Here is a 16,568-nt window from a genome sequence, read left to right as displayed (position 1 = left end):
GGAGTCCTCGGGAGTGTGAAGGGTCAGCGGAGGGTGCCGTGCAGTCGGAGGTCGAGTCCGAGTTCGTCGGCGACCCGGTCGAGGGAGCTGTTCTGCTGCCGCTCGTACAGCGCGAAGGGGTCCAGGACCTCGCGCCCCATGGCGCCGGAGAGCCATGCGGCGTCGTAGGCGGTGCCCTGGTGGTCGTTGTTGCGGGTGCCCTCGCCGCTGAGGTTGGACTGGAAGATGCCGGCGGCGGAGCGGGGCAGGAAGTCCTCGTAGACGATGGGCTCGGCGCGCACCCAGCCCCGCTCCACCAGCTCGCCGAGGCCGGCGGACGGGCGGCTGCCGTCCCGCGGCCGGTCGGGGACCGTCCGGTAGGTGAAGTAGGCCAGCCCCGCGGCGGCGAGTTCCCGCTCGCCGCCCGGCATGTGCCGCTCCCACACAGCCCGCGCGACCTCGCCGCGGTCGGCGTCGGGACGGCGCGAGGCCTGCTGGTCGACGAGGGTCAGCAGATGGTCGTAGTGGGCGCGGCCCTCCCGGGTCAGGGCGATGCCGCGGGCCTCGACCTCGCCGAAGCGCACCCGCAGGGCGCCGCTGGCCACCCGGCCGTCGGGGGTGCGCAGGGCGCGGGGCTCGGCGAGGGCGCGGAAGGAGGTCTGGCGCAGCAGGACGTCGGGGCCCTTCCAGGCGGGCGGGCCCTGGATGGTGTCGATCATCTGGATGCCGCGCTCGGTCATGCGCCGGTAGAGCTCGTCGATGTCCAGGACGCGCGGGGTGAGGTGGTTGATGTGGGTGCTGCGGACGCCGCCGATGTCGGCGGCGACGGCGGAGATCCGCTCCAGGGTCTGGTACCAGGCCTGGTCGACCGGCTCGGGGGACAGTTCGAAGGCGTGCACCGCGAGCCGCAGGAACCGCTCGGCGTCCTCCTCGGGCAGCTCCCGTTCGGCTTCGGCGCGGTCGGCGAGGGCGAGCAGCTCCGGGGGGAACAGTTCGCGGCCGGCGAGGAAGGTCTCCAGGCGGGAGCGCAGGTCCGGGTCGAAGAACCGCGGATCGGCGGTGGTGAGCATGGAGGTGAAGACCCGGAAGGGGTTGCGGGCCAGCTCCTCGCCGTCGACGGGCCGGAAGGCGGTCGAGACGACGGGGACGGCGCTGGCGGCGGCCTCCCGCAGGTCGTAGAAGCCGACCGGGCGCATGCCCAGGGCGCCGAAGACCCGGGCGACCTGGCTCAGCTCCCCGGGGGTGCCGACCCTGATGGCTCCGTGGCGTTCGGCGGTGACGCGGCCGATGGACCCCAGGCGTTCGGCGTCGGCGCCGCGGGCGCGCAGCACGTCCTCGTTGACCTCGCGGGAGACGTCCACGAGCGTGGTGTAGGCGGGAACCTCCCGCCCGTACATCTCCGAGAGCCGCGCGGCGAACGCGGCCCGCAGCTGCCATTGCCTGATCATCGACATGGGTGGCCTTTCGGTCGGGGGTTCACACCACGTGGGCTTCGGGGCGGGTCTCGGCGCCGGTCCGGAACCGGGCCGCGCTGAGGGGGCTGATGTCGACACACGGCTCGCGCTCCAGGTGGAGGTCGCGCATGACCTCGCCGACCGCCGGTGCCTGGAGGAAGCCGTGGCCGGAGAACCCGGTGGCGTACAGGAAGTTGGTCAGCTCGTCGGAGCGGCCGATCAGGGCGTTGTGGTCGGGGGTGACCTCGTACAGGCCGGCCCATCCGCCGATGGTCTCCATGTCCGCGAGGGCGGGGGCGCGGTGCCGTGCGACGGCGCGGAACAGCTCGAGCCACTCCGGGGTCCAGGTGGTGTCGAAGCCGTCCGGCTGGTCGGGGTCGGCCAGGCCGAACAGCAGGCCGTCGTCGCTGTTGTGGAAGTAGGCGGTCGACGAGAAGTCGATGGTGAAGGGGATGCGCGGCGCGGGCGGGGCGAGCGGGGCGGTGAAGGCCAGCTGGCGGCGCACCGGCCGCACGGGGAGGCTGACGCCGGCCATGTCGCCGATCCGCCCGGACCAGGCGCCCGCCGTACAGATGACGGTGGAGCAGGCGATGCGGCCCCGGTCGGTGTGCACGGCGGTCACCCGGTCGCCGGTCGTGTCGATGCCGGTGACCGCGGTGTGGGTGGCGAAGGTGACGCCGGCCCGGGCCGCGGCGTCCGCGTAGCCCCGCACGACCAGTCCGGGGCGGGCGTGGCCGTCGGTGGGCGAGTAGGCGGCGGCCACCAGCCCGTCGGTGCCGATGTAGGGGCACAGCCGCTGGGCCTCGGCGGGGTCGATCATACGGCTGGGCACGTCCAGGCTGTTCTGCAGGGACACGCAGGTCTCGAAGTCCGCCGCCTGCCGCTCGCTGGTGAGCAGGAAGAGGTAGCCGACGGTGTCGAGCCGGATGTCGGCGCCGGGGCGGTGCGGGAAGTCCTGGTAGGCACGCAGGCTCCGGTTGCCCAGCTCGATGTTGAGCGGGTCGGAGAACTGGGCCCGTACGCCGCCGATCGGCTTGCCCGAGCTGCCGCAGCCGAGTTCGCCGCGCTCGACGACGACGATGTTCGTCACCCCGGCCTCGGCGAGGTGGTAGGCGGTACCGGCACCCATCACTCCGCCGCCGATGATCACGACATCGGCGGAGGACGGAACGGTGCGGAAGGTGGATGAGGACAACTGGCCGATCCCTTCCAGAGGCCGACGCCGGGGGCCGGAGAGGCTCCGTCCGGGGCGTGGCGTGGGCTGTCACTGCGTGGGCGTTGCTGATCAGCTATCTGGGCGTCATCGTGCAGCAACCCGACCGTTGACGTCCATGAACAATTACTGTGGGGATTCTTTTACGATCCCTATATGGATTGGACGAGTGCGCAGCTGCGCTCGCTGGTGGAGCTGACCAGGCGCGGAACCATCACGGCCGTGGCCGAGGCCCTGGGGTACACCCCGGGCGGGGTCTCCCAGCAGATCGCCGCGCTGGAGAAGGCCACGGGCATGGAGCTGCTGCGGCGGGTCGGGCGCCGGGTGGAGCTGACGGACGCCGGGACGACGCTGGCCTGCCACGCCGAGCGGATCCTGGCCACGGAGGCCGAGGCCGTCGAGGCGCTGGAGCGCAGCCGCAACGAGGTCTCCGGGACGCTGCTGATCGGCCTGTTCGCCACCGCCGCCGCCGAGATCCTGCCGCCGGCCCTGCAGCGGGCGCGCCGGGTCCACCCGGGGCTGACCGTACGCAGCCGCGACATGGACGTGGACGAGGTGTACGACGCGGTGGCCGGCGGAGCCGTGGATCTGGCGCTGGGCCTGGACTACCCGGATGTGCCGATCCCGCGCGATCCGGCGCTGCGGGTGGTGCCCCTGTCGCGGGAGCGCTTCTCGCTCGCGGTCCCCGCCGGGTCCATGGCCGGCCGGGAGAGGGTGTCCCTGGCGGACACCGGCGAGTTGGGGTGGATCCTGCCGTCGGCCGGCAGCTACTACGGCCGCGCCGTGCGCACCGCGTGCCGGCGGGCCGGCGTCGAGCCGCGGGTCCTCCACGAGGTGACGGACACCGCCGCCACGCTCGCGCTGGTCGAGGCGGGGGTGGGGGTCAGCACGGTGACGGACCTGATGCTCCGGCTGCGCACCTCGAGCCTCGATGTGGTGGCGCTGCGGGAGCCGTTGGAGCGGAACATCGTCGTGGTGTTCCGCTCCTTCGCCGAGCGCCGGCCGACGGTGGCCGCTCTGGTCGAGGTGTTGCGCACCGCGGCCGACCGACGGCGCGACGCCCCGGAGCGCCTTGGGCTGTGAGGTCCAAGCCACAGCGTCTCTTGGGCTCAGGGGTGGAAGTTGTCGCGCTGACACGTCTTTCGCGGGCTGCGGGGCGTGGGTGATGGTTTCTGGCCAGTGGTGACCCACGCCACGCCGGCGGCGCGCCCTGCCGCCGTTGCCCGTCATGGAGTGAGCGATGTCCCCCAATCACATCCCGCCACCAGGTCGTGCCGCGCTGCTCGGCAGAGGACCGCGGGGAATCTTCCGGCGAACACTTCCCTCCGAACAGCCCACCGGCGAGCGCATGGTGCGCACGCTCGGCCTGACCCAGCTGACCATGATCGGTGTCGGCGCCATCATCGGGGCCGGGATCTTCAGCCTGGCGGCGGCGGTCGCCAAGGACGTGGCCGGTCCCGCCGTGCTGATCTCGTTCCTGGTGGCGGGGGCCGCGTCGCTGTGCGCGGCCTTCGCCTACGCCGAGTTCGCCGGCATGGTCCCCAAGGCGGGCTCCAGCTACACCTACTGCGCCGCGGTCCTCGGGGAGATCGTCGGCTGGATCGTGGGCTGGGACCTGCTGCTGGAGTACACCGCGATCGTCGCCGTGGTCGCCATCGGGATGTCCGGCTACCTGGGCTTCCTGCTGGACGCCGTCGGCGTCCACCTGCCGGCGTGGGCGCTGGGCGCCCCCGGCACCGGGGCCGGCCACCGGATCGACCTGCTGGCGGTGGTGATCTGCCTGGCCGTCGCCTGGCTGCTGACCCGCGGCACCCGCACCTCGGCCCGCGTGGAGACCGTGCTGACCATCGTCAAGATCGCGATCGTGCTGCTGGTGATCGTGGTCGGCCTCACCAAGGTCCACACCGGCAATCTGCACCCCTTCGCGCCCTTCGGGCTCGGCGGGGCCTTCACCGGGGCCGCCACGGTGTTCTTCGCCGTGTTCGGCTACGACGCGCTGAGCACCGCCGCCGAGGAGTCGGTCGAGGCCCGCAGCAAGCTGCCGAAGGCGATGATGCTGTCGCTGTCCATCTCGATGGTCCTCTACGTCCTGGTCTGCGTCGTGCTCACCGGCATGCAGCGCTACAGCGACCTCGACCCGAACAGCGGCATCTCCAGCGCCTTCGCGAGCGCGGGACTGAGCGGGCTGGCCAATGTCATCGCGGTCGGCGCGGTCATCGGCATCGTGACGGTGACGTTCTCCTTCATGATGGGCGCCTCGCGGCTGTGGTACGCCCTCAGCCGTGACGGGCTGATGCCGGCCTGGTTCGGCGCCATCCACCCCAAGCGCAAGGTGCCCCACCGCGCCACCTGGACCATCGGCGTGGTCGCCGCCGTGCTGGCGGGAGTGCTGCCGATCAACGCCGTGGCGGAACTGACCAACATCGGCGTGCTGCTGGCCTTCATGGTGGTGTGCGCGTCCGTGCTGATCCTGCGCTACAAGAAGCCGCACCTGCGGCGTGGCTTCCGGTGTCCGGGCATGCCGGTCGTGCCGGTCCTCGGCATGCTCTTCTCCGGCTGGCTCATGTCGTTCCTGCAGTGGGAGACCTGGGTGCGGCTGGGCGCCTGGCTCGCCGTCGGCCTGGTGGTCTACGCCACGTACGGCTACCGCCGCACCCGCGAGGTGATGCCGGGCGGCTCGGTGGACCTCGACGCCCTGGACGAGATGACCGACGGGGAGGAGCCCGAACCCGGGGCCGAGCGCCTGCCGGTCCGCTGAGCGGCCGCCCCGGCCGGCCGCTCACCCGCCGTCCCGGGGCTCCTCCTCCGGCGCCGGGTGCACATACGGCTCACCCTCGGGCACGGCGCTCCGCAGGGCGGAGACCATGGTGTCGAGCAACGGGTTGGTGTTCTCGGTGCGGTGCAGCGCCATCACCCGGCGCACGGCCCCGCGCTGGGTGAGCCGGGTGGCCTCCACGGCCTCGCCGGGCGAGTGGCCGAGGGCCGGGACGACGGCCACGCCGAGGCCCGCGGACACCAGTTCGCGCACCACGTCGTAGTTGTTGCTGCGGAACGCGACCGTGGCCTCGAACCCGGCCGCGGCGCACAGCCGGACGAGGGTGAGCGCGCCGGCCGTCCCCTCCCTGCTGGTGATCCAGCGCGCCTGGGAGAGCCCGGCCAGGCGCGCGCTCAGTCCGCTGTCGCGGGCCCTGAGCAGGACGAGGTCCTCCCGGGCCAGGTGATGGCAGGTCAGGTTGTCGGGCCACTGCCGGGGGCTGAGGCCGTACTCGTACACCAGCGCCACGTCCAGATCGCCGTCGTTCAGCGCGGCGACCAGCTCATCGGGCTCCCCCTCCTCGAGCTGGATCTGGGCCCGCGGACGGGTCTTCGCCAGCGCCGACAGCGCCGGCGGCACCAGCCGGACACCGGCGGTGGGGAAGCTGCCGAGGCGCAGCCGGCCGGTGGCGCCGGTGGCGAGTTCCCGCACCTGGTGGTCCAGGTCGTCGAGGGCGGCCAGCACCGGGGCGCCCAGGTCGACCAGGCGGTGGGCCGCCGCGGTGGCGCGGATCCCATGGGCCTCCCGCTCGAACAGGGTCAGCCCGGTCTCCTTCTCCAGGGCGGAGATCTGCTGGGAGATGGCGGACGCCGTGTAGCCGAGTTCGCGGGCCGCGATGACGAACGAGCCGCTGCGCACGGCGGCCCTCAGAGTGAGCAGGTGCTGGGGCTTGAGCAAGACGGCCTCCTCGGGCGACAGGCGGGCAGGCGGGCAGGCGGGCAGGCGGGCAGGCGGGCAGGCGGGCAGGCGGCGCCAAGACTAAGCCAATCTTGCGCTGCACGCTCATTTGTTTCGTTCTGCTGGGTCTTGTGGGGGTGGCGACGGCGCGCCGAAGGTGGTGGCAGAGGTCGAACGCGACCGGTGAACGGGAAGGAGCCAGCGCAGTGACCGCGACAGCGCAGGTCCCCCGGCAGTCCCGACGCGGCGACGGTGGCCGAGGCCCTCCGCCGCACCAGGCGACCTCCGCACCAGGCAAACACCGCAGGCCACCACAACAGACAAGGACCACACCGTGACTGACGCGCTCCTCCTCGTCGACGACTGGGGACCCGAGAAGATCGTCGTCGTCTCCCACCGACGCACCCGCATGAAGGGCGTCCTGGTCGTCGACAACACCGCCCGGGGCATCGGCAAGGGTGGGACCCGGATGAGCCCGAACGTCTCCGTCGAGGAGATCGCCCGGCTGGCCCGCGTCATGACGTGGAAGTGGGCGAGCGTGGACCTCTTCTACGGCGGTGCCAAGGCCGGTGTCGTCGCCGATCCCTCCTCCCCCGACAAGGAAGCGATCCTGCGGGCCTTCGCCCGCGCGCTGTCCAACGAGGTGCCCCGCGAATACGTCATGGGCCTGGACATGGGGCTGACCGAGGACGACGCGGCCATCGTCCAGGACGAACTCGGCGACCGCGGCGCGGCCGTCGGCACCCCGGAACACCTCGGCGGGGTCGCCTACGACAAGCTGGGCGTCACCGGCTACGGCGTCGCGGAGGCCGCCGACGCCGCCGCGGACTTCCTGGGCCGGCCGCTCGCCGGGGCCCGGATCGCCATCCAGGGCTTCGGCGCCGTGGGCAATGCCGCGGCCAGGCGGTTCGCCGAGCTGGGCGCCACCGTCGTCGCCGTGTCCACGGCCAAGGGCGCCCTCCACGACCCCGCCGGCCTGGACGTGCCCACGCTGCTCGCCGCCCGCGAGGAACACGGCGACGACTTCGTGAGCCGGTACCCGCAGGGCATCGCGATCCCCTCCGGCCGGGAGCTGACCGTCGACTGCGACATCCTGGTCCCCGCCGCCCTTCAGGACGTCATCGACGAGGCCAACGCCCCCGACATCAAGGCCCGGCTCGTGGTGGAAGGCGCGAACCTGCCCACCTCGCCGCGGGCCCAGGAGATCCTCGCCCGGCGCGGCGTCACCGTCCTTCCCGACTTCGTCGCCAACGCGGGCGGCGTCGTGGCCGCCGCGTTCGCCATGGACTCCCGCTACTCGGGTTTCCGGCCCGGGACCCCCGCCATCTTCGAGACCATCTCCGACCGGCTGCGCGCCAACGCCGTCACCGTCCTCGAAGAGGCGCGGCGCCGCGACACGACCCCGCACACCGCGGGCCGCACCCTCGCCGAGGAGCGTGTCCGCACCGCGATGCGCAGCAAGGGGCGCATTCCGCGGTGACCGCCCGTCAGGGGTGGTCGGCGGCGGGGGTCGGAGCGGGGACGCCGAAGGGTTTGCGGGCAGAGCGAGCGGCAACCCGAAGGACATGGCCGAGAAAAGGAACGCACAGACCACTGCACGGAGCGCCGGCGCGAAGGCGAAGAACACGGCGAAGGACACGGCGAAGGACACGGCCACCAAGGCCAAGGGGAAGACCGCGGAGCGCGCCAAGGACACCGCCAGCGAGGCGGGGAAGGCGACGGGGACCGCGGCGAAGACGGCGGCGGGAGGCGCGGGTCGGACCGCGCACGCCGCTGCCGACAAGGCGCAGGCCGTCGCCGGGAAGGCCGTCGCCACCGGCCGTACCGTGGCCGCCGAGGCCCCCAAGAAGGCGGCCGCGGCGGTCGGCACGGCCGTCATGGTGATCAAGGCGCGGAAGATCCTGGCCGCCACCGGCGCGGGTGCCGCGGCCGCGGGCGCCACCGCGGTCGTCCTGCGGCAGCGCGCCGCTCGCCGGCGCAGCCCGCTGGCGCGGCTGACCGGCGGCCGACTCGGCGCCTGAGGTCCGCCGTGAGCGCGCGGTCCCCGACCTCGGCCACCGGGCCTGGGCGGGCGACCGGCCGTCGTACCCGTGAGGTAGAACATGGCGCATGGCGCACACACGGCTCGGGGCCGAACTCCTCGCCCAGGACGAACTGCCCGGAATCGGGGTGAGCATCGGCCACTACGACGGCCGGCTGGTGCGCGACCGCGCGAACTGGCTGGTGGCCGGGGCCGGGGACGACCTGCTGGTCGGCCGGGTCGACCAGGACCCGGCCCGGGTCTTCTCCGCCCGGCTCCGCCGGCCGCACCCCCGGCCGGGGAGCAGCCATGGTTTCGCCTCCCCGCTGCCGGACGGCGGGCTCGCCGTGAGCGGCCGGGACGCCATCACGGTGTACGAGGCGGACGGTCGGGTGCGCTGGACGTATGAACACGACCCGTGGCCCGACCAGGACATCGGCTCGGGGGCCTGCACGGCCGACGCGTCCGGGCGGCGACTGCTCGCCACGATGCTCGGCCCGGTCCTGATCGGCGGCTCCTACCCGGGCGACCGCTGCGTCGCCCTCCGCCTGGCGGACGGCCGCCCGCTCGACCAGATCACCCTGCCGTCCGCCTCCGCGGGCTATCTGTTCCAGCAGTCCCTCACCGACCCGGGGCAGCTGTTCCTCGACGCCGCGATGGGCGACACCTTCTGCTCGCTCGGCGTCTCGTGGCAGGACGGCGGTCTGCGGGCGGAACCGCTGGGCAGGGCGGAGGAGCCGTTCGCGGGGCTGAGCCTGGGCGGGGCGTATCTGAAACTGGACGTGGGCGGGGAGTGGCTGAGCCGGTACGAGGCCGGGCGGCCTGATGTCATCGCCGAAGCGGAGACCGTCCTTCCGGACGGTCTCCGCTTCGTCGGACATCGACCCGGTTTCCTGGACGGGGACCGGATCCTGGTGGCCGTGGCCGAGGAGCAGTGGTCCGAGGAGGCCCGGCACCTCGTCCTCGACGGCCACACGCTGCGGCCGGTCGCCGAGGTCCGCTACCCGGGCACCATCTGCCTGGACCCGCTCTCGCTGGGCGACGGCACCTGGCTGACGGTGCACGGCGACACCGTGCGGCGCTGGCGCACCGCCTGACCGGGCCCGCCCCGGCGGGGGCGGCTCAGCTCCGGGTCGCCCCCGCCCCGCCCGCCGCGGTGTGGCCGAGGTCGTCGGCGTACGAGGAGATCCAGGCCAGCGGGGCGTTCCAGTTGATGGTGATCTCGTTGGTGGAGAACGACATGATGTCGTCGGTGTAGCACATCGCCGGGGCGCAGCCCTTCAGCTTCTTCTGGGCCACCGGGTCCTGCAGCCCGGAGTTCGGGCCGCCGGCCAGCGAGCCGGGCGCCGGGTTCGGCAGCTTGGGGTCGATCTGGTGGGCCCAGAAGCGGTGGTGCTGGTGGTGCGAGTTCCGCTCGCCGTAGCCGGTGACGTAGGACTGGTTGAGGGGGTTGGCGCCCAGCAGGTAGTCCATGCCGCGCAGCACCGCGTCACGGTAGCGGGTCTTCCCGGTCAGGTCGTGGGCGGTGGCGAGGACGACCATGTTGTTCAGCACCTGGCTGTTGGAACCCCACTCGTAGGCGCCGCCCTTCGGCGCGTACGGCACGCCGTAGGCCGACTTGGCGGAGTCCGCGGCGTAGCGGTCGGCGGCCCGGATCACCGTCCTGCGCACGGCGTCGCGCTGCTTGTCGGTGAGCTTGTTGGGCACGGTGGCCAGGTCGAGCGCCCCGAGGCCCGCGACCTGGGACCAGGACAGGGCGCCGCCGCGCGGGAAGAGCGCGTCGACGTCGCCGTGCAGCGGCGACTGGAGAACCGCCTGGCGGTAGGTGTTGTCCCCGGTGGTGATGAACAGCTCGGCCGCGGCCCAGTAGAACTCGTCGCTGACGTCGCTGTCGCCGTACGCGCCGCCGCCCGTGGAGTCCTGGTCACTGGCGATCACGTCCGGGTGCGCCTTGGCCGCGGCCCAGGCGGTCTCGGCCACGTGCAGGCTCCGGGCGGCGAACTTCGGGTCGTAGGGCTTGAAGAGGCGGGCGCTCTGGGCGGCGGTGGCCGCCAGGTTGAGGGTGGCGGCGGTGGACGGCGCGTGCAGCGAGCGCTGCTGCTTGTCCTGGTCCGGCCGGGTCGGGAAGCCGGTCCACTGGTCGTCGTGCACCTTGTGGAAGGCCATGCCGGCGAGCGGCTTGCCCTGGGGCACCTGCATCCGCATCAGGAAGTCCATCTCCCAGCGGGCCTCGTCGAGGATGTCCGGGACACCGTTGCCGTGCTCGGGCACCCGGAGCCGGCCGTCGCCCAGCGGCTTCGCGTCGGCGCCCTTGGTGGTGCGGGTGCGTTCGAAGGCGGACATCAGCTGGGCCACCGAAATGCCGCCGTTGACGACGTACTTGCCCTGGTCGCCGGCGTCGTACCAGCCACCGGAGACGTTCCGGCGGTAGTCGCACACCCCCGGCCGGCACGGCACGTCGGTGTCGCCCCCGTGGGCGGCCGCCTTGTCGTGGCCCGCGGGGCGCGCGTACTTGCCGCCGACGATGTCGGCGTCGATCTTGATGCCGCTGCGGTTCTGGTAGAAGTACGCCAGGGAATCGCGGCGCAGCGAGCTGTAGATGTCGTCACCGATGGTGAACGGCTCGCTCTCCTTCCCGTCGACGATGACGGTGTACCCCTTGCCCTTCTGGGTGACCTTGCTGAAGTCGAAGGTCTGGACGTTCTGCCCGGAGCTGGGGTCGATACCCGCGGGGGTGGTGGTCCCGCTGGCTTCCTTGATGCCGTGGGCGGTGCGGAGCGTCCAGGTCAGGGGCTTGGTGGCGGTGGTGACGACGGTGCCCTTCTTGGGGCCGTGGGTCAGGTAGCCGACCTGGTTCACCCGGACCGGGGAGCCCGTGTCGAGGGTGGGGCCGGCCGGCTTGGCGCCGCTCGGCGCGAGGCGTTCCACGGCCCCTGCCGCGGGCACGGTCAGGGCGCCCAGGGCCAGGCCTGCGGCGACCGCGGCGCCCACCATGCGCTGGCGGCGACGGCTGGTCCGGTCGGGGGCGGGGCGTACTCGCTTGTCCATTCCCCCGAGGCTAGGAAGACGACCCTACCTGCGGCTTCGTACGCTTAGTGGAAATCCGGATACACCAGGTGTTCGACCTCCGGCTCCTTCAATTGAGGTAGTACGGGCTCTGCGGCATGGGGGCGCCACGGGTTGGCGCGCGGTTGTCCGGCGACCTAGGGGTGCCTTGTGGGTCATGCTGGGCTCCCGACGCCTGGCACGCCCGCCCCCAGCTACCGCTGGGAGGTGCCAACGGCGGCGTTGTCGTCGTCGCACGCAGCGCCGCTGCGCTCTCCTCCTCCGCCTTGCGGCTGGACGCTCCCCCAGCTACCGCTGGGCGGTGCCCCCTGACGCCGCTCGCTGATCCAGCCTGACCCACAAGGCACCCCCTAGAGTGATCGCGAACGTGGTGACGATCTGGTGTCGGAGGGTGAGGTGGCGCAGGATCCGGTGCGGTTCGCGCTGCTGGGGCCGTTGCGGGCCTGGCGCGGGGAGACCGAGCTCGACCTGGGGCGTCCTCAGCGCAGAGCGCTGCTGGCCCTCCTGCTGGCGGGGGCCGGCCGGACGGTCTCCATGGAGGGCCTCATCGACGGCCTGTGGAGCCAGGACCCCCCGGAGAGCGCCGCCAACGTCATCCACCGGCACGTGGGCGCGGTGCGGCGCCTGCTGGAGCCGGGGCTGCCCACCCGGGCGGCGGGCCGCTGGCTGCTGCGCGGCGCCGGTGGCTACCGCCTGGAGGTCGACGCCGACTCCCTGGACCTGCTGCGCTTCCGCGGCCTGCGGGACGCGGCCCGGCAGGCCGCGGAGGAGGGGGCGGCCGGGCGGGCCGTGACGCTGATCCTCGAGGCGCTGGCGCTGTGGCAGGGGCCGGCCGCCGCCGGGATCGCCCCCGCGGTGCGGGACCGCCCCGCGTTCGCCTCGCTGGACCGGGAGCACCTGGCCGCGGTCAAGGAGTCGGCCGACCTGGCCCTGAGCGCCGGACTGGCCGAGCCGGTCCTGCCGGGGCTGCGGGCCGCCGCCGCCGGGAGCCCGCTGGACGAGCCGCTGCTGTCCCGGCTGGTGCTCGTCCTGGCGGCCACCGGGCACCGGTCCGAGGCCCTGGAGGTGTACGAAGGGGCGCGCGCCCGCCTCGCCGACGAACTGGGCATCTCCCCCGGGGCGGAGCTGCTGGCGGCCAGGACGGCGGCGGCCGGGACGGCGCCGCCGACGACGGCCCGGGCCGCGAACCAGGCCGGCGTCCCGGCGGGCGGCCCGGGCGGCGGCGGGGCGGGCCGCGCCGCCCACGACGGCCCGCCCGGCTCCGCCGGCTTCGCCGCGCCCAGCCCCGCGCAGCTCCCTCCCGACCTGCCGGTCTTCACCGGCCGCCGGGCCGAGCTGGCGGAGGTGCTCGCCCGGCTGCCGGGCGAGGCGCGCACCGCCTCCACGGTGCTGATCAGCGCCATCGGCGGGATGGCCGGGATCGGCAAGACCACGCTGGCTGTGCACTGGGCGCACCGGGTGCGCGACCGCTTCCCCGACGGGCAGCTCTACGTCAACCTGCGCGGCTTCGACCCGACCGGCCCCGCCATGAGCCCCGGGGAGGCCGTGCGGGGCTTCCTCGTCGCCCTGGGCGTACCGCCGCAGCACATCCCGAACGGCGTGGACGACCAGGCCGCGCTCTACCGCAGCCTGCTGGCGGGCCGCCGGGTCCTGGTGCTGCTGGACAACGCCCTCAGCACCGACCAGGTGCGGCCGCTGCTGCCCGGCTCGCGCGACTGCCTCACCATCGTCACCAGCCGCAACCAACTGCAGGGGCTGCTGGCCGCGTACGGTGCCCACGCGCTGAGCCTGCGGCCGCTCGACGTGGATGACGCCCGGGAGTTCCTCGCCCGCCGGCTGGGGGACGACCGGGTGGCGAGCGCCCCGGGGGCCGTGGCGGAGATCGCCGAGCGGTGCGCCGGGCTGCCGCTGGCCCTGGCCTGTGTCGCCGCCCGCGCGGCCCTTCGGCCCGACGTACCGCTGTCCGTCGTCGCCGAGGAGCTGCGGGAGTCCCGGGGCGGCCTCGACGTGTTCACGGGCGGCGAGGTGTCCACCGACGTCGCCGCCGTCTTCTCCTGGTCGTACCGCGCCGTCCCGCCCGCCGCCGCCCGGCTGTTCCGGCTGCTCGGCCTGCAGGCCGGGCCGGATGTCTCCGCCGAGGCCGCGGCCAGCCTGGCCGGCCTTCCGGCGCGGGAGGCCCGGCCGCTGCTGGCGGAGCTCGCCCGGGTGCAGCTGATCAGCGAGCACGCCCCGGGCCGGTACGTCCTGCACGACCTGCTGCGCGCCTACTCCCAGGAGCTGGCCCGGACCGACGAGCCGGAGCGGGAGCGCCGGGCGGCCGTCCACCGGCTGCTGGACCACTACGTGCACGCCGCCCACGCGGCGGACCTGCTGCTCGCCCCGCACCTGGACCCGATCCCGCCCACCCCGCCGCGGCCCGGAGCGGTCCTGGAGTCCTTCCCCGACCGGGAGCGGGCGCTCGCCTGGCTCGCCGCCGAGTACCCGGCGCTGCTGCTGGCCGTGGACGACGCGGCACGGAACGGGTTCGACAGCCACGCCTGCCGGCTGGCCTGGGCCCTGGAGGCCTTCTTCGACCGCCGGGGGCACTGGCACGACTGGGCCGCCGCGCAGCGCACCGCCCTGCGCTGCGCCCTGCGCACGGCCGAGCCCGGCATGGAGGCCCGCGCCCTGCGGGCGCTCGCCCGCGTCGAAGGGCGGCTCGGCCGTCATGACGAGGCCCGGGCGCACCTGGAGCGCGCCCTGCGCCTCTTCACCGAGCTCGGCGACGACATCGGCCGCGGCAACACCCACCGCAGCCTGGGCTGGACCGCCGATCAGCAGGGCGACCTGCGCGCGGCCCTGCGCCACAACCAGGAGGCCCTGGAGCTGCTGCGGGCGGCCGACGACCGGCCCGCCTGGGCGAGCGTCCTGGCCTCGGTCGGCTGGTACCACGCGCTGCTCGGCGAGTTCGACGTCGCCCTGAGCCACTGCCGCGCGGCGCTGCCGGTGCTGCGGGAGCACGGCGACCGCTACGGCGAGGCGGCGGCCCGGCACACCGTCGGCTACCTCCACCAGCAGGCCGGCCGGCATCCGGGCGCCGTCTCCGCCTACCGCGACGCGCTCACCGTGTACCGGGAGCTGGGCGCCCCCTACATGGAGGCCCAGACGCTGACCGATCTCGGGGACGTCCACAGCGCGCTGGGCGACGCCGAGTCCGCGGAGGACGCCTGGCGGCAGGCCCTGGCGCTGCTCACCGGGCTCGGCCACCCCGACGCCCGCAAGGTGGGCGAGCGCCTCACGGCCTCGGGCCGGGCGCCCCGGGACTGACCGGCGCGTGACCGCTGGACCGGGGTCCGTTTCGCGCCTCACCCTGTACTATTCATTGCCCTTTACAGCTACTGACGGCAGGTGAGGAGCCGGGGTTGGCGCGGGAGTCCGTACGGTTCTCGGTCCTGGGGCCCATCCGGGTCTGGCGGGCGGGGAGGGAGCTGGCCCTGGGGCGGCCCCAGCAGCGGGTGCTCCTCGGCCTGCTGCTCGCGCGGGCGGGGCGCCCGGTCGGTGTGAGCCGGATCGTCGACGTCCTGTGGGGCGAGGACCCGCCGGACAGCGCCGTCAACGCCGTGCGCCGGCACATCGGAATCCTGCGCCGCACCCTGGAGCCCGGGCTGCCGGTACGGGCGCCCGGCCACTGGCTGCTGCGCGACCCGGCGGGCTACCGGCTCGCCGTCGACGCCGACTCCCTCGACCTCATCCGCTTCCGCCGGCTGCGCGAGCGGGCCCGGGAGGCCGCCGACCGGTCTCCCGGGCAGGCCGTGGAACGGCTCACCGAGGCGCTCGCGCTCTGGAAGGGGCCGGCCGGGTCCTGCGTATCCGCCGAGATACGCGCACGCGCCTCCCTCGACGCCCTCGACCGGGAACGCCTGGCTGCCGTGACGGAGTTGGCGGACGCGGCGCTGCGTACGGGGGTGACGGCGCCGGTCCTGGACGAGCTGCGCAAGGCCGCGCCGGCCGGCCCGCTGGACGAGCCCCTGCTGGCCAGGCTGGTGCTCGCCCTCGCGGCCGCCGGCCAGCGGGCCGAGGCGCTGGAGACCTACGGCGCCGCCCGCGCCCGGCTCGCGGAGGAGCTCGGCCTGGCCCCGGGACGGGAGCTGACCGCCGCCCACGCGGCGGTGCTGCGCGAGCCCGCCGCGGCGACGCGCCCCGCCCCGGCGACGCGCCCCGGGCCGGGCACGGGCCCCGGGGCCGCACCCGCCCGGGCGGCGGAGGCCCGCCATCACCCGGCGGTCCCCCACCCGGGGGCCGGGTACATCGAGCCGCGGCCCGCCCAGTTGCCGCAGGACCTGCCGGCCTTCTCCGGCCGACGGGACGAGCTGGCGAGGCTGTCGGCCCTGCTGCCGGACGCGGGCGGGCCGCTCGACGAGGCGGTGATCACCGCGATCGGCGGCGTGGCCGGGGTCGGCAAGACCACGCTGGCGGTGCGCTGGGCGCACCAGGTGGCCGACCGCTTCCCGGACGGCCAGCTGTACGTCGACCTGCGCGGGTCCGCCCCCGCGGGCACGGCGCTCGACCCGGCCGAGGCCGTCCGCGGCTTCCTGTGCGCGCTCGGGGTGCCGCGGCAGCGGGTGCCGTGCGGCACGGCGGCACAAGCCGCCCTGTACCGGAGTCTGCTGGCCGGGCGGCGGTTCCTCGTCCTGCTGGACGACGCCCTGGACGCCCGGCAGGTGCGCCCGCTGCTGCCCGGGGCGCCCGGCTGCCTGGCGATCGTCACCAGCCGCGGCCCGCTGACCGGCCTGGTCGCCGCCCAGGGCGCGCGCCCGCTGAACCTCGGCCGGCTCGACGCCCGGGAGGGGCGCGAGCTGCTCGCCGTCCGGCTCGGGGCCGACCGGGTCGCGGCCGAGCCCGGGGCGGTGGACGAACTGGTCGAGCTGTACTCCGGACTGCCGCTCGCCCTGTCCCGCGTCGCCGCCCGCCTGGCCGCGCATCCCGGCTTCCGGCTGTCCGCCCTGGCCGCCGAGGCGCGCGACACCCGCGACCGGCCGGACGCCGTCGCCTCCCGGAGCTGAGCGCGGAGCGGCGTTCCGACGGTCACTCAAGTGACACTTTTTTGTACCACTCGCGCTTGTACGGTCGGCCGCGAAAGTCGTC

Annotated in this window: 11 protein-coding genes; 7 read left to right on the top strand and 4 right to left on the bottom strand. The window is 74.4% G+C overall.

What is annotated here, in order from left to right; all coding sequences use genetic code 11:
• Nucleotides 1–23: 23 nt before the first annotated feature.
• Both hglS and ABFY07_RS26165 read right to left on the bottom strand, forming a co-directional pair.
• A complete protein-coding gene (hglS, locus tag ABFY07_RS26170) occupies nt 24–1,427 on the bottom strand; it encodes a 2-oxoadipate dioxygenase/decarboxylase (RefSeq protein WP_346176851.1) in 1,404 nt (467 codons plus the stop codon).
• Nucleotides 1,428–1,455: 28 nt separating this feature from the next.
• Complete coding sequence (locus ABFY07_RS26165; protein WP_346176825.1) at nt 1,456–2,628, bottom strand: NAD(P)/FAD-dependent oxidoreductase; 1,173 nt, start codon at nt 2,626–2,628, stop codon at nt 1,456–1,458.
• Between the two features lie 174 nt (nt 2,629–2,802).
• Here ABFY07_RS26165 and ABFY07_RS26160 point away from each other — a divergent pair, with 174 nt between their 5' ends.
• Nucleotides 2,803–3,729, top strand: a complete 927-nt coding sequence (locus ABFY07_RS26160; protein WP_346176824.1) for a LysR family transcriptional regulator — start codon at nt 2,803–2,805, stop codon at nt 3,727–3,729.
• Nucleotides 3,730–3,994: 265 nt separating this feature from the next.
• Entirely contained in the window at nt 3,995–5,404 is a 1,410-nt protein-coding gene (locus ABFY07_RS26155; protein ID WP_428837006.1) for an amino acid permease, read from the top strand.
• Between the two features lie 21 nt (nt 5,405–5,425).
• Here the strand turns inward: ABFY07_RS26155 and ABFY07_RS26150 are convergent, their stop codons facing one another.
• A complete protein-coding gene (locus tag ABFY07_RS26150) occupies nt 5,426–6,358 on the bottom strand; it encodes a LysR family transcriptional regulator (protein ID WP_346176822.1) in 933 nt (310 codons plus the stop codon).
• A gap of 334 nt (nt 6,359–6,692) precedes the next feature.
• Here ABFY07_RS26150 and ABFY07_RS26145 point away from each other — a divergent pair, with 334 nt between their 5' ends.
• From ABFY07_RS26145 to ABFY07_RS26135, 3 genes are all read left to right on the top strand, one after another.
• Nucleotides 6,693–7,838 carry a Glu/Leu/Phe/Val family dehydrogenase gene (locus ABFY07_RS26145; RefSeq protein WP_346176821.1) on the top strand — a complete coding sequence of 382 codons (1,146 nt, stop codon included), beginning with the start codon at nt 6,693–6,695 and terminating at the stop codon, nt 7,836–7,838.
• 85 nt (nt 7,839–7,923) lie between these two features.
• Nucleotides 7,924–8,379, top strand: a complete 456-nt coding sequence (locus tag ABFY07_RS26140) for a hypothetical protein (RefSeq protein ID WP_346176820.1) — start codon at nt 7,924–7,926, stop codon at nt 8,377–8,379.
• An 88-nt stretch (nt 8,380–8,467) separates the two neighbouring features.
• The gene (locus ABFY07_RS26135) at nt 8,468–9,475 is read left to right on the top strand and encodes a hypothetical protein (RefSeq protein WP_346176819.1); all 1,008 of its coding nucleotides are present in this window, start codon (nt 8,468–8,470) and stop codon (nt 9,473–9,475) included.
• 25 nt (nt 9,476–9,500) lie between these two features.
• On the opposite strand, the gene ABFY07_RS26130 is transcribed toward ABFY07_RS26135, so the two are convergent.
• Nucleotides 9,501–11,372 carry a glycoside hydrolase family 9 protein gene (locus ABFY07_RS26130; protein ID WP_346176850.1) on the bottom strand — a complete coding sequence of 624 codons (1,872 nt, stop codon included), beginning with the start codon at nt 11,370–11,372 and terminating at the stop codon, nt 9,501–9,503.
• Nucleotides 11,373–11,825: 453 nt separating this feature from the next.
• On the opposite strand from ABFY07_RS26130, the gene ABFY07_RS26125 reads away from it, so the two are divergent.
• Nucleotides 11,826–14,750 (top strand): AfsR/SARP family transcriptional regulator, encoded by a 2,925-nt coding sequence (locus ABFY07_RS26125; RefSeq protein ID WP_346176818.1) that lies wholly within the window; start codon nt 11,826–11,828, stop codon nt 14,748–14,750.
• 95 nt (nt 14,751–14,845) lie between these two features.
• Nucleotides 14,846–16,486 carry an AfsR/SARP family transcriptional regulator gene (locus ABFY07_RS26120; RefSeq protein WP_346176817.1) on the top strand — a complete coding sequence of 547 codons (1,641 nt, stop codon included), beginning with the start codon at nt 14,846–14,848 and terminating at the stop codon, nt 16,484–16,486.
• Nucleotides 16,487–16,568 lie beyond the last annotated feature (82 nt).

It is taken from the genome of Streptomyces sparsogenes subsp. cuspidosporus (genome assembly GCF_039532705.1).
Classification (GTDB): domain Bacteria; phylum Actinomycetota; class Actinomycetes; order Streptomycetales; family Streptomycetaceae; genus Streptomyces; species Streptomyces sparsogenes.
This window is presented reverse-complemented; position numbering and strand designations above follow the sequence as displayed.